The 14301-nt window shown below is 34.8% G+C and carries 13 protein-coding genes; 7 read left to right on the top strand and 6 right to left on the bottom strand.

Features of this window, described 5'->3' with window-relative positions:
• The first annotated feature begins 36 nt into the window (after positions 1-36).
• The 3 genes from IP023_RS09620 (at position 37) to miaA (ending at position 3433) form a co-directional block, all read left to right on the top strand.
• The gene (locus IP023_RS09620) at positions 37-1467 is read left to right on the top strand and encodes a CCA tRNA nucleotidyltransferase (RefSeq protein ID WP_241790063.1); all 1431 of its coding nucleotides are present in this window, start codon (positions 37-39) and stop codon (positions 1465-1467) included.
• Positions 1468-1516: 49 nt separating this feature from the next.
• On the top strand, positions 1517-2110 hold the full coding sequence (locus IP023_RS09625) for a plasmid pRiA4b ORF-3 family protein (RefSeq protein ID WP_241790064.1): 594 nt from the start codon (positions 1517-1519) through the stop codon (positions 2108-2110).
• Positions 2111-2521: 411 nt separating this feature from the next.
• A complete protein-coding gene (miaA, locus tag IP023_RS09630) occupies positions 2522-3433 on the top strand; it encodes a tRNA (adenosine(37)-N6)-dimethylallyltransferase MiaA (RefSeq protein ID WP_241790065.1) in 912 nt (303 codons plus the stop codon).
• 49 nt (positions 3434-3482) lie between these two features.
• Here the strand turns inward: miaA and IP023_RS09635 are convergent, their stop codons facing one another.
• A complete protein-coding gene (locus IP023_RS09635; protein ID WP_241790066.1) occupies positions 3483-4550 on the bottom strand; it encodes a branched-chain amino acid aminotransferase in 1068 nt (355 codons plus the stop codon).
• Between the two features lie 922 nt (positions 4551-5472).
• On the opposite strand from IP023_RS09635, the gene IP023_RS09640 reads away from it, so the two are divergent.
• Positions 5473-5781, top strand: a complete 309-nt coding sequence (locus tag IP023_RS09640; RefSeq protein ID WP_241790067.1) for an anti-sigma factor family protein — start codon at positions 5473-5475, stop codon at positions 5779-5781.
• Positions 5782-5958: 177 nt separating this feature from the next.
• On the opposite strand, the gene IP023_RS09645 is transcribed toward IP023_RS09640, so the two are convergent.
• Genes IP023_RS09645 through recJ form a run of 3 tightly spaced genes read right to left on the bottom strand, consistent with a single transcriptional unit; the run spans position 5959 to position 9955 of the window.
• Complete coding sequence (locus IP023_RS09645; RefSeq protein ID WP_241790068.1) at positions 5959-7476, bottom strand: GH3 auxin-responsive promoter family protein; 1518 nt, start codon at positions 7474-7476, stop codon at positions 5959-5961.
• 9 nt (positions 7477-7485) lie between these two features.
• Positions 7486-8220, bottom strand: a complete 735-nt coding sequence (lptB, locus tag IP023_RS09650; RefSeq protein ID WP_241790069.1) for an LPS export ABC transporter ATP-binding protein — start codon at positions 8218-8220, stop codon at positions 7486-7488.
• Between the two features lie 34 nt (positions 8221-8254).
• Positions 8255-9955, bottom strand: a complete 1701-nt coding sequence (gene recJ, locus IP023_RS09655) for a single-stranded-DNA-specific exonuclease RecJ (protein WP_241790070.1) — start codon at positions 9953-9955, stop codon at positions 8255-8257.
• Between the two features lie 114 nt (positions 9956-10069).
• Here recJ and IP023_RS09660 point away from each other — a divergent pair, with 114 nt between their 5' ends.
• The 3 genes from IP023_RS09660 to IP023_RS09670 all read left to right on the top strand — a co-directional run bounded on the left by IP023_RS09660 (position 10070) and on the right by IP023_RS09670 (position 12711).
• On the top strand, positions 10070-10852 hold the full coding sequence (locus IP023_RS09660; RefSeq protein WP_241790071.1) for an MBL fold metallo-hydrolase: 783 nt from the start codon (positions 10070-10072) through the stop codon (positions 10850-10852).
• A 68-nt stretch (positions 10853-10920) separates the two neighbouring features.
• Positions 10921-11400, top strand: coding sequence for a cation:proton antiporter regulatory subunit (locus IP023_RS09665; protein WP_241790072.1), 480 nt, complete (start codon positions 10921-10923; stop codon positions 11398-11400).
• Positions 11401-11406: 6 nt separating this feature from the next.
• Positions 11407-12711 carry a cation:proton antiporter gene (locus IP023_RS09670; RefSeq protein ID WP_241790073.1) on the top strand — a complete coding sequence of 435 codons (1305 nt, stop codon included), beginning with the start codon at positions 11407-11409 and terminating at the stop codon, positions 12709-12711.
• Here IP023_RS09670 and IP023_RS09675 read toward each other — a convergent pair.
• Positions 12708-13037 (bottom strand): metal-sulfur cluster assembly factor, encoded by a 330-nt coding sequence (locus IP023_RS09675; RefSeq protein WP_241790074.1) that lies wholly within the window; start codon positions 13035-13037, stop codon positions 12708-12710. The genes IP023_RS09670 and IP023_RS09675 overlap by 4 nt on opposite strands.
• Positions 13009-14196: a glycosyltransferase family 4 protein gene (locus IP023_RS09680; RefSeq protein WP_241790075.1), complete on the bottom strand. Its 1188-nt coding sequence runs from the start codon at positions 14194-14196 to the stop codon at positions 13009-13011. Before IP023_RS09680 ends, IP023_RS09675 begins: the two co-directional genes overlap by 29 nt.
• Positions 14197-14301: the final 105 nt, after the last annotated feature.

The following is a 14301-nucleotide window of genomic DNA, read 5'->3' on the forward strand; positions in this document are numbered from 1 at the left end:
ATTATTAGTGGGCTTTTTTAGTCTACATGCTTTACTATGTGCGAACACTTACAACACCCTATATTTTCAATTATTAAAAATTTGGCTACTCAAACTAACACCGAGTGTTATGTTATTGGGGGCTATGTCCGTGATCGAATCATGGATAGACCCTTCAAAAATGATGTAGATATATTGGTGATAGGTAGTGGAATAGAATTTGCTACAAAACTTGGAGAGCAATTGAAAACCAAAGTGGCGGTATATAAATCTTTTGGTACAGCGATGTTGGTTTTTAATGGTCTTGATGTTGAGTTTGTCGGTGCTAGGAAGGAATCTTATCGTAAGGAATCGCGTAAACCGATTGTGGAAGATGGGACGCTTGAAGATGATCAAAATCGCCGTGATTTTACGATCAATGCAATGGCTTATTCTTTGAATGAGGCCAATTATGGGGAATTATTAGATCCTTTTGATGGGCTGGCAGATATTCAAAATAGATTGATTCGTACACCTTTGGAGCCGAGTGAGACTTTTTCGGACGATCCTCTTCGTATGATGCGTGCTATTCGCTTTGCTACACAGTTAAATTTTAGAATTGATATCAAAGCTATCCAAGCTATCGTTGAAAATAAGGAAAGGATAAAGATTATTTCCAAAGAGCGTATTACAGATGAGCTAAATAAAATTATCTTATCTAAGAAGCCTTCAACAGGTTTTAAATATCTTTTTGATACCGGCCTATTGGAGTTAATATTTCCTGCTATGCATCATTTGTATGGTGTAGATATTGTCGATGGTAGAGGACATAAGGATAATTTTTACCATACGCTAGAGGTGCTGGATAATGTATGTGAGTTATCGGATGATTTATGGTTGCGTTGGGCGGCAATTATGCATGATATAGCGAAGCCTGCCACCAAAAGATATGACAAAAGAATAGGATGGACTTTTCATGGTCACGAAGATAAAGGCGCTAGGATGGTGCCCAAATTATTTGCCGAGCTGAAACTTCCTTTGAATGAAAAGATGAAATTCGTGCAGAAATTAGTACAATTGCATCTCAGACCTATTGTGTTGGCACAGGATATTGTGACAGACTCTGCCGTTCGTCGTTTGTTGTATGAAGCGAGTGATGATATCGACGCTTTGATGATGCTTTGTCATGCTGATGTGACCACCAAAAATGAATATAAGAAGACAAAATATAGACAGAATTTTGAGTTGGTAAAACAAAAACTCAAAGATGTAGAAGAGCGTGATCAACTGCGTAATTGGCAACCGCCAATTACTGGTGAGGATATTATGCGTGTATTTGGTCTAGGCCCTGGTAGACAGGTTGGTATAATAAAAAATGCTATTAGAGAGGCTATTTTGGAAGGGGATATTCCTAATGAAAAGGTAGCAGCATATGAATTTATGGTCCAAGAAGGTAAGAGAATGTCTCTTACGGTTAAAGAATCACTAACTTTTGGTTCTATAAATTAATTTTTACTTTTATATTTGATTAAGCTTTTGCTTATTTTTAGTTAACAATATGGCTGTATATAGATTTAGAGTTTCCTTTGAAGATTATGAAGATGTATATCGTGATATCGATATGCCTGCGAAGAGTACTTTTATAGATTTGCATGATGAAATTCATAAAAGTACAGGCTATGATGCTGAGGTGCCTTCTTCATTTTATGTGAGTAACGATCAGTGGAAAAAAGGCACGGAGATAGCACATTTGCCTATTCAACGTAAAATAGAGGCAGGAGTACTTTTGATGGAAGATATCCGTTTAAGCAAATTTATTGATGATCCGCATCAAAAATTTTATTACATCTATAATTTTGATCGTCCTTACGAATTTCACGTGGAGTTGGTTCGAATATTGAAAGAAGAAGAGGGTAAAGTGTATCCTTCTTTATTTAAATCTGTAGGTGTTGCGCCAAAATCCTTGGCGGCTTCAAATTTTCCTATTGCAGTTGATGACGATGAGGAGGAGGATTTTGTGGAAGATGAAATAGCAGAATTATACGGTGTCGACGAAGAGGATGAGTACAGCATCGATGAGGGTGAAGATGACGAAAATGAAGAAGGGGAAGAGAGTTCAGGTGAATTCGCATCGGGTGATGAAGATTATTAATCTAATTCCGATTATATAATATACTAATAGGCCATAACAATTGTTGTGGCTTATTTTTTAATTCAAATGGATAATCTTTACAAATGGAATAAACCAAGACCTGTGCGTACTGCTGTATGCAAAGAAACTAAAAGGGTTTCTATTGATAAGGTGTTACCTTAAAAATATAAACCTATTAATTTACCCATCAAATAAGCTATTCCACTTATTAGGGATGTATTATAAAATATACTTTCTATTGTATTCATGGATATGAATTGGTGTATCAAATTTAAATATATAAATAATATTTCTTTTTACGAAATTTTTCTTATGGATTTTAATATCCATTGGAAACAAAGAAATCATAAGGCTAATATTTTTATAATTGTTTTATTTCTCTAAGTTTGCAATTCATGAAATTTGGGATTGATGAAGAACAATAAGAAGACTTTAGTAGTGGTAGTTGGCCCTACGGCAGTTGGTAAAACGGCCGCAGCTATTAAATTGGCACAGCATTTTGATACGGAAATTTTGTCTGCTGATTCTCGTCAGTTCTATAAAGAAATGAATATCGGTACTGCTAAGCCCGACGAGCAGGAGTTACTAGCTGCTAAGCATCATTTTATTAATTCACATTCTATTCAGGAAGATTATTCTGCTGGCGATTTTGAACGCGATGCTTTGCAATTGTTGGCTTCTTTATTTGAAAAAAAGGATGTCGTGATTATGGTTGGTGGGTCAGGATTGTTTGTGCGCGCTGTATGTGAAGGATTAGATGATTTGCCTAAGGCTCCTGAAGGGGTGCGTGAAGCACTCAACAAGCAATTTGAAATTGCTGGCTTAGCGCCGTTGAAAGAAAGATTAAAAGAAATAGATCCTGCTTATTATGCAATTGCGGATATAGACAACCCACAACGGGTGATTCGCGCACTTGAAGTATTTGAAGCTTCGGGTAATACGATGTCATTTTATCAAAAAAAAGAGGTAGAAAAGCGTCCTTTTGAGGTGATTACAATAGGTCTAAATACTGATCGTCAACAATTGTACAACCGTATTAATTTGCGTGTCGACAAGATGATTCAGGGGGGATTGATAGAAGAGGTAAAGTCTTTATCGAATTATCGCACAAAGCCAGCTATGTTAACAGTAGGATATTCGGAGATTTTTCAATATTTGGATGGTGCAATAAGCTTTGAAGAGGCTATAGATAAGGTGAAGCAAAATTCTCGTAGATATGCTAAAAGGCAAATTACCTGGTTCAAGAAGTATGGTAACACCGTTTGGTTTGAGCCTACAGAAACACATGAGATTATTACTTTCTTGGAAGAAAAATTAAACTAGTTAATATAACTAAAAAGAGCCATTCACACGAGAATGGCTCTTTTTTATATTAGACGATAAAGTTCCAACCAAATGGATCTTGAATCTTACCGTAACGTAATTGATTTAAATAATCTAGTACCTTATTAGAAAATTCTCGCCCTTCTACAGGAGGTAAATTATAATCTTGACCTTCAAATCCAATACGGTCAATATGTGTAATTGTAGCTGCAGTACCTGCCGCAAAAGCTTCTGTTACTACACCTGCTTTGATACCGTCAATTAATTCTTCAACGGATACTTTACGTTGCTCTACCGCATAACCCCATTCTTCGGCTAACTGCATAATTGTACGACGTGTTACTCCATGAAGAATTGTTTCGCCATGTGGCGTGATGATTTTGTCACCAATACGAAATATTAAGTTTGCAGTACCAGCTTCTTCAATATACTTGTGCTCTGCAGCATCTGTCCACATGATTTGATCGTATCCTTCATTATTCGCCAACTGCGTAGGATATAATGACAATGCATAGTTACCCGCATTCTTAGAGAAACCAACACCGCCTTCTGCAGCACGTGTGTAATGTGTTTCTACTTTTAATGAGATAGGCTTGCTATAATATGCACCAACAGGACAAGTGATAATTACAAATTTGTAAGATGCCGAAGGGTGCACGCCTAATGCAGCCTCAGTAGCAAACATAAAAGGACGGATATATAATGCTGTTCCTTCTAAAGATGGAACCCATTTGTTATCAATCGCTAATAATTTTTTCAATCCGCCAATAAATATTTCTTCAGGCACTTCAGGCATTTGTAAGCGTGCAGCAGATTTATTAAATCTTTCCCAATTTTTGTCTGGTCTGAAGATACTTACTGTTCCATCAGCAAATTTGTATCCTTTGATTCCTTCAAATATTGATTGTCCGTAATGTAAAGCGGATAAAGATGGGCTGACTGTGATATCACCATAAGGTACAATACTAATGTCTTCCCATTGACCATTATTGTATTCTGCCACTAACATGTGGTCGGACATTATTTGTCCAAATTTTAAGTTATTGAAATCTACCTGCGAGAGTCTTGAATGTTGTGTTGGCTCTACGCGAAATGAAAACTGTTCTACCGCGCTCATATCAATTATGATTTTTAAAAGTGCAATTTAGGAAAAAATGAACTAAAATGCCTATTGAATTGAATTTAAAGTTGAGACACTTTAAACGGAGTATTTATTTGTAGAATTTGTGATAACAATGTTTTATTTTTTACGTGATAAGGTTAACTATTAGTAATAAAAGAACTATGTTTTATGATTTTTTGTTCAGATAATTATGTCAAGGAAGTACTATTTTGATGTAAGTATTATTTTGGTAGTATGAATACATAGTTCGTTAAGTGCCAATTTCTATTCTTAACGGAATCGTTATTTAATATTGAATAGAAGCTAAATACAGCGAGTATTATTTTTTTGATTATAGCTAAATATTTACAAAATAGTCTAGCAATAGTTTCATTTTGTTTTTTTACTTTTATATAATAAATAACCAATTAAATACATGCAGGTCAGAGCTGATAGCTATATGTAAAACAATACTTCTGTTATATTGTCTGTATATAATTAATGCGGTAAGAGGATTTTCTTGTCTTCGTGAAGCATAATTATGCTAAGTAATATGAAAGCTGTAATATTTTTTTTTAGATTTTTATAACTAATCAATTTTGATAGTAAACTTAATGGTGTATCTAGTATTTCTGTTTATTATGGTCTATTGTAGTACTAAGTCAGCTTGATTTATTCTTTGTATATATGTAAGTACAAATAGATAATGCTGATTTCTTATTAGGAGAATATAGGTGATTGTTTGACAACAGAGTTTTTAAAAGGTATGAATAAAATTTATGAAAGGCTGTAGGTGTTAATTAGCGGTATTTACCTAAAAAATGAAAGAATAAATAGTGTTGTGGTGGATTTTATAAATACATCTAATATAAAATAGTTTATTTTTTTTATTCAATATTTACTATCAATGTGTTAATAGTGTTTGAAGTATAAATTAATGGAAAATCATTCTGAAAAAATACAAGAGTATATAGATGGGCAATTAGACGGTGATGATTTGCTCCAATTTGAGGCTCAATTGGCTGTAGATGATGAATTAAGAAATCTATTAGCTTTACAAAAGGAAATACATGATATATTGAGCCAACGTGTTGTGAGTAAAGAGATGGAGTTCAGAGGAACATTGACTGAGGTAGCAAATAATTTTAGATACAATACGGCTTATAATGTTTTTAATATTAGGCGATTGGCGTCTGTTTTTATCATTGTTAGTATATTACTTATTGGTGCTTTATTATTTTTTTAATTATTCTATAAAATAATTTTTAGCACCTCGATAGCTCGGAAATTGATTATCTGAAAAGTTATTAATGGTATTATTTTACGTATTATAATGAAACAGAGCTGATCATCGTAGTAGATTGAGTCATTTGCTTCGTTTTAATTTGTAAATCAATAAATACGTATTTAATAGTGCATAGCATTATTTAGCTCGTAATAATGCTAATAATGGATCAAGGTATTCGCGATTATTGGATAAACGTGGTACTTTATTTTGACCACCTAATTTACCTCTAGATTTCATCCATTTATAAAATGTCTCTTGTGGTGCAACGTGAATAATAGGAGGGTTCAAAGCCATGTTTTTAAAGCGTTTGGCATCATAATCTGAGTTAATCTCGCGTAATGTACGGTCTAATATTTCGCTAAATAATACGAAATCACTAGGCTGTTTTTCAAACTCTATAATCCATTCGTGCGCACCTGCTTTTTTGTTGTCAAAATATACAGGGCCAGCGGTATAATCGCGGATTAAGGATTGTGTCTCGCGACAAGCTACTTGAAGGGCGTGTTCTGCATTATCAACAATTACTTCTTCACCAAAAGTGTTAATATATTGTTTGGTACGTCCTGATATTTGAAAACGATAAGGTGATTTGGACGTGAACTTTATCGTATCTCCTATCTTATAACGCCATAATCCAGCGTTTGTAGAGATGATAAGCGCATAGTTCTTACCGATTTCTATCTCATGTAATTCTAAAGTATCTGGATGCTCTTCTTCGTTGTTTTCTACAGGTAAAAATTCATAATAAATACCATAATCAAGCATGAGTAATAAATCTTCCGAGTCGGATTGATCCTGAATACCAAAGTAGCCTTCTGATGCATTATAATTCTCTATATAATACATGTTATCTGAAGGAATTAACTGCTTGAATTGGTCTTTATATGGTTTGAAGCTCACACCACCATGGCTATAGAATTCTAGATTAGGCCATATTTCCAAAAGATTATCTTTGCCGGTTATTTCCAATACTCTCTTGGCCATCACGATATTCCATGTAGGTACACCTGCTAAGCTGGTTACATCTTCCTTTATTGTGATCTGTGCTATTTGTTCTATTTTTTCCTCAAAATTAGGATTTAGCGTTACTTCTAAATTTGGCGTTCTTTTGAACTCCGCCCAAAAAGGAAGATTACGAATCAAAATGGATGATAGGTCTCCATAGTAGGAGTCTGGATTTAAGTTGTTTATTTGAGAAGAACCCCCTATAACAATGGTTTTGCCATTAAAAATTCTGTTTTCTGGTCTATTATGGCAAAAGATAGAGAGCATATCTTTTCCTCCTTGGTAATGACATTCTTCCAATGCCTCCACACTTACAGGGATAAATTTACTACGATCGGAGGTTGTACCTGATGACTTAGCAAACCATTTTATGTCTGTTGGCCATAATATATTTTGCTCCCCTTTGATCATGCGATCGATAAAGGGTTTCATACTGTCATAATCGCTTATAGGAACACGATTTTTGAACTCTTGAGGCGTTAAAATACCCTTATAGTCATATTTCTTCCCCCATTCAGTTGCTTCTGCGGCTGATATAAGATGTTGAAACCACTCATCTTGTACATCATGTGGATATTTCATGAAAAGCTCTATTTGATGGATGCGCTTTTTCATAATCCATGTAAAGAGTGAGTTTAGTATTTCCATAATTATTTACTATAACTTTTTACGTCTTAATACAAAGTTTTGACCTAAGTAGAATTTACGCGCCATTTCACTGTCTGCAATCTCTTCAGGTGTTCCCGTAAGCATTATTTTACCCTCGGTCAATAAGTAAGCTCTATCTGTTATTGAAAGAGTTTCTTGGACATTGTGATCGGTAATTAATACCCCAATATTTTTAGCTTTTAATTTGGCCACAATAGATTGAATCTCCTCCACTGCAATCGGATCCACACCCGCAAAAGGCTCATCTAAAAGGATGAAATTTGGGTTTGCAGCTAGCGCACGTGCTATCTCTGTACGTCGACGCTCTCCACCCGAAAGTAAATCCCCTCTATTTTTACGCACTCTATGTAAACTAAATTCTGTTAACAATTCCTCTAGTTTTGCTAACCTTTCTTGCTTATTAGGGTAGTGTATTTCTAATACAGCTAGAATATTGTTCTCTACAGAGAGCTTACGGAATACAGAGGCTTCTTGTGCCAAATAACCGATTCCTTTTTGCGCTCTTTGATACATCGCATCTTTTGTAATCTCTTCATCATTTAAGAAAACATGACCTTCATTAGGTTTGATTAGCCCTACGATCATATAAAAAGAAGTCGTTTTCCCAGCTCCATTTGGACCCAGTAAACCAACGATCTCTCCCTGTTCCACATAGAATGATACATCGTTTACAACGGTACGCTGTTTATATTTTTTGATTAGATTGTCTGCTCTAAGTATCATTTTTCTATAGTTCGCTTATTGCAAATATATTAATTTAATATCTAATGGATTTGATGTTTAGTTGTAGTTTCTTTTTTCCTCTCCAGGAGTTTTCTTCTATACTATAACAAATATCAAATGGTTTTTTACTGTTGATATAATTGGCATGCTCTGCAAGACCAAATCCTATACAGTCATACAATGGTGCGCCCTCTTGAAATATAGTCATCTTGAGGTGGTTGTTGCCAACAATATAAGCATTTCCATGCACTAGTATTCCTTTAGACATGAAAATAGGAGCCTCATTTTGTGGACCAAAAGGTTCAAATTGTTTTAATAGTCTATAGAATTTACTGTCGATTTGGTCTAAAGTGATTTCCATATCTATAGATACTTCTTGCTGGAGCATTTCGGGTTTGATAGTACGCTGTACTACATTTTCGAATTTCTCTTGAAATAAAGGTATGTTCTCCTCTTTCATCGTTAAACCCGCAGCATATTTATGCCCACCAAATTGTTCCAAAAGATCACTGCATTCACTCAGTGCTTCATATAGATCAAAGCCTATTACTGACCTTGCTGAGCCTGCAATATGTCCATTTGTATGGGTTAGAATTACAGTAGGTCGATAATATTTTTCTGTTAGTCGTGATGCTACAATACCGATCACACCTTTGTGCCAATCTGATTTATAGAGTACAGTAGATTTGCGCGCTTGATTACTCGCGCTATTTTCTATTATCGCTAATGCTTCCGTCGTTATTTGTAAGTCAAAATCCTTACGTTGATTATTTTGGTCATCCACAGAAGCCGAAAAATTAGCAGCTTCTTCTTTAGATTTTGAGATAAGTAAATTAACAGCATCTTTAGCATGTTCAATACGTCCTGCTGCATTGATGCGTGGTCCTATTTGGAAAACAATATCATTAACAGAGAAAATACCTGTTTTATTTGATGATAAATCTATTAAAGCTTGTAACCCTATAGATGGGTTAGTATTTAGTTTTTTTAAGCCATAGTGCGCCAATATCCTGTTTTCACCAGTGATAGGTACAATGTCTGAGGCTATACTCACCGCTACAAGATCCAAAAACTGATAAGCCTCTTCCATATTCATGGAATTTTTAAGGATGAAAGCTTGGATAATCTTAAAGCCTATTCCACAGCCAGACAGTTCTTTGTACGGGTAGGGACAATCGATACGCTTGGGGTCTAAGACAGCCACCGCTTGAGGGATAGTATCTCCTGGCATATGGTGATCGCCGATGATAAAATCTATTCCTTTACTATTGGCGTATTCAATTTTATCATTTGCTTTAATACCACAGTCAAGGGCTATTATTAACGTGAAATCATGCTTGGCCGCATAGTCAATTCCTTCGGTAGATATACCGTACCCTTCGAGATAACGATCAGGAATATAGAATTCGATACGGGAATGAAAAGCTCTGAAGAAACTATATACTACCGAAACAGCCGTTGTACCATCCACATCATAATCGCCGTAAATGAGTATTTTTTCGTTGTTTCCTATAGCTCTTTCAATTCTATGAATAGCTACATCCATATCTTTCATCAAGAATGGATCATGTAAATCTTCTAATGAAGGTCTAAAGAATAATTTGGCTTGTTCAAAGGTTTCGACTTCTCTTCCGACCAATAGATTGGCAATAATTGAACTTACATTAAGTTCAGTTTGTAGATTCTGTGTTTTATTGCTGTCATTTTTTGGTTTTAGGACCCACCTTTTTTGCATATCTTTGCGCAGTATTTGTATGTAAATATACATTTTCTAGGACTTGTTACCTAATGTTGTCTAAGTGAATTTTCGTTTAGATATTATAACTCTCATGTTTACAATAATATAAAGATGATACAAGCATATTCGCTCTACGAAGGCTCTTTTTCTGTAGATGCTTCCAAAAAATTTGTTCCTTTTGATCCGCTTACGGATGATCCTAAAAGTAGACCAGGATCTCTATTCGTACATGTTCATCCATTTTTGATAGAAACGAGTTATGGATTGATATTATGTGATACCGGATTAGGAAATAGAACCGTAGAGGATGAATTGTTAATACACCATAACATCAAAAAATTAGGATTTGATCCCCAGGATGTAAAGTATGTTTTGATGTCTCATCTACACAAAGATCATACGGGTGGTATGGTTGATTTTAGAGATGGATCAGCACGTATAGCATTTCCGGAGGCAGAATATATTATACAACGTGGTGAATGGGAAAATGCCTATACTTCAGAGTCACCTTCTTACCGTACGGAGGTATTTGATGTGCTGCAAAGAAGTGGTAACCTTGTATTGGTAGAAGGAGAGGGGAGCGTAAATAATGAAATTAGATTTGAGTTAAATGGTGGTCATACGGAGTTTCATCAAGCTTTTCATATTGAAGTAGGGGGCGAGCATTTCTTTTTTGGAGGTGATGTATTACCTGAACCTGAAGAACTGTTTAAAAACTTTATAGCAAAATATGATTTTGATGGGCGTTCATCTCGTGATAGCCGAATTAAATATTGGAATGAAGGGGCTCCCAAAGGGTGGGTTTATTTATTTTATCACGGTAAATCTTTAGCAATAGGACGTCCTAAGCGTAATGAGCAGGATAAATATATATTAATAGATGCTACATTGTAGTATATCGAGGGTATATTGTTTTATTTGTGTAAATTACCCTTGTTTTTTGATAACTAAAATTGAATATAATGTCGGTAGTTAGAGAAAGTGATCTGATCGGTATAGGAAAAAAGTATCAGATTGAAACTGAAGCTGGTGACAACATGGTTGTTGTTATTCATGATGATGGTAGACGGGAGTTATATCGTCATGATGAAGAAGAAAATGAAACCCACTGTGTGATGACACTGTCGGATGAAGAATCTAGACAAGTGGCAGGGATTTTGGGTGGACTATCTTATAAGCCTAAAGCTTTAGAAACGATAGAAGTAGCATTAGATGACCTTCGTATCGAGTGGTATAAGGTGGTGCCATTTAATGACGGCGTCAATAAGAGTATTGGTGAGCTTGGTGTTCGACAGCGTACTGGTGCCTCTATAATCGCAGCAATTAAAGAGGATGATACTGTTATCAATCCTGGTCCTGATTTTGTAATTGCTCCTGGAGTTACACTAGTGATTGCTGGAAAGGCAAAAAATATCAAATTGTTAAAAGAAATTTTACTGTAAGTATATATGTCGCATATCGTTATATTAGAAATTGGAATCGCTGTTCTGTTAGTAGCTTCTGTTGGTTTATTAGCAAACAAATTAAAGTTCTCGGTAATTCCCTTTTTTATTATCATAGGTATGGTGTTGGGTAATAAAGAATATCCATCATTTGTATCTGATGTGTTGGTCAGTATTGATAATGCGAGTTTTACGGCGGGATTTAATAAAGTTTGGGGCTTCTTTACATTCTCAGAAAGTAAACCTTTTATAGACTTTATGGGAAGATTGGGGGTTTTATTCCTACTTTTTTATTTAGGTTTAGAGTTCTCTGTTGGACGTCTTATCAAGTCTGGGAAATCAATAGTTACTGGAGGATCTCTTTATGTGTTATTGAATTTTGTGTCCGGTTTGTTGATTGGATGGCTGATGGATCTTCCTTTCAAAGAATTAATGGTGTTGTGTGGTTTGATGACCAGTTCATCAACAGCGATTGTTGCCAAAGTATTGACAGATCTCAAAAGAACTGCCAATCCTGAGACCGAAGTAATAATGGGGATGATTATGTTTGATGACTTATTCATCGCTATGCATATATCATTTCTATCAGGATTGATTTTGACAGGAGGAACTTCCGTGGGTGCAGTTTTAGGAACTTCTTTACTCGCTTTAGGGTTTATATTAGCCTTTTTGATTCTCGGTAGAAAATTGATTCCTTTCATAGATAAGCTTTTGCAAGACAAATCATCGGAGCTTTTTATTCTTGTTATTTTTAGTTTATTATTTGTGATAGCCGGTTTCTCTGAAACTATTCATGTAGCTGAAGCAATAGGTGCTTTAATGGCTGGTTTGGTGTTTGCAGACTCTAAGTATCTTAAAAAGATTGAACATATGGTATTGCCCTATAAAGATTTTTTTGGCGCCATGTTCTTCTTTAGTTTTGGGTTATCTATTAATATTTATACGTTAGGTGGAGCTGTCGCTTGGGCTGCATTAGCTGCTATAGTAACTATAATATGTAACTTGGCATCTGGATTTTTTGCTGCTCATTTTGCGAAGATGAAGCCTAAAGCATCCTTTGATATTGGTTTTACATTATCTGCACGTGGTGAATTTTCTATTATTATGGCAAATATTGGTAAGGCTGGGGGGTTACTTCCTGTTTTGCAGTCTTTTGTAGTAGTGTATGTATTGATCCTTTCTATCATCTCTCCATTATTGACAAAGGAATCTAGAAATGTATGGGACAAATTATTCGGGAAAGAAGAAAAGGTTCCCAAGCCAAAGAAAACTCTTGCTGAATTGGAAACCCGAATACCTAAAGAAGATTAAAGAAAACCTAAATCTAGCTTTGCTTCTTCACTCATCATATCTCTAGTCCATGGCGGATCGAAGGTTAACTCTACGAGGGACTCCTTAACACCATCGATACCTGCCACTTTGCGCTGAACCTCATCCATGATCTCTCCAGCAACAGGGCAGCCTGGCGCTGTCAATGTCATGACCACTTTGGCGATGCCTCCTTCTTTGGTGATTATCTCATATACTAAGCCTAAATCAATAATATTTGCCGGTTTTAATTCGGGATCATATACGGTTTCTAATACTTCTTGAATCTTAGGCGCTAAATTAAGATGATCTATAATTATTATGTTCATTTTCTTTAATTAATTGCTGATAAACCTCTTCTATTAACGATATATATATTTTTGCTGTATACTTATTTTGAAATTCATTGATACAGTTTTTACTAATTAATTCTTTTGTATGGATATCCATATTTGACCAAGTATCCAAAGCAGATATAATACTTGCTCTATTATATGGGTCAAATTGAATTCCTGTGTATAAAGGTACAACCATTTGTTTTAATATGCCAATGTTGCTACATATGATAGGTGTACCCATCGCAAAAGCCTCTATAATGGTCATCGGCATACCTTCGTAGCATACTGAAGGAACAATTAGTGCATTTGCGCTATTTATTTCTTTTTGTAATATTTCTTTATTTTGAAATCCTAAATATTCAATATTGCTATTAATATCTGCGTAATCCTGAACCTGTTTTTCCAAAGGGCCTGTTCCAAATATTTTGATCCTATAATCTGTTTTTGAAATTGCTTCTAGAAGTTGTATAATTCCTTTTTCTTCCGACAATCGTCCGATATAAATATAATAGTCCCTAAATACCTTTTCTGTGCTGGCTATAGTTGAATTTACAAAATTTGGCTTTACGGTAAATTTATTAGGATCAACGCCTAATGATGATTCGTTAAATATCGCTTTAGAAAAATTAGAAAATGTAAAATACCTATCTACTAATTGCCAAGTATTTATCTTTTTATGTATCCAATAGGTATATGCAGTGATAAATGTCTTTACTAGAGAATGATCTAATGCTTTGTTTTTTACGGCAGTCCATGGGAAATCTTCCTTTATGCTTTCGGTATGTACACTACCATTGTAAAATAATGTTGCCGATGGGCATATTAACCTAAAGTTGTGCAAAGTCATAACAATAGGATAGCCCTTTTTTTTGAGTTTTCTAATGAGAAAGGGCCCAATTCCATAGTGTAAATTGTGAACATGGATAATGTCAGGATTAAACAGATCTATTTCATTGGTTAACCGTTTAGATATTATAATATTTAATGGGTATAGAGCAAATTGTAATAGTCCTTGAAGGCCTTTTTTATTCTTTTCACTTATTATTTTTACCTGATGTCCTTGCTTTGATAGTTCATTATATTCTTGTTGTACCACAGTATCTTCTCCACCTGAATGTTGATAATAATTATGTAAAACAAGAATTCGCATGATAAGTATAATTTATACAAATATAATATTTATTACTTACCTAATTGTAGCGTATAAGCGCACTGGAAAAAATTAAATTGCTATCTTCGCATACAGTTTTATATT

It is taken from the genome of Sphingobacterium rhinopitheci (genome assembly GCF_022627575.1).
Taxonomy (GTDB): domain Bacteria; phylum Bacteroidota; class Bacteroidia; order Sphingobacteriales; family Sphingobacteriaceae; genus Sphingobacterium; species Sphingobacterium rhinopitheci.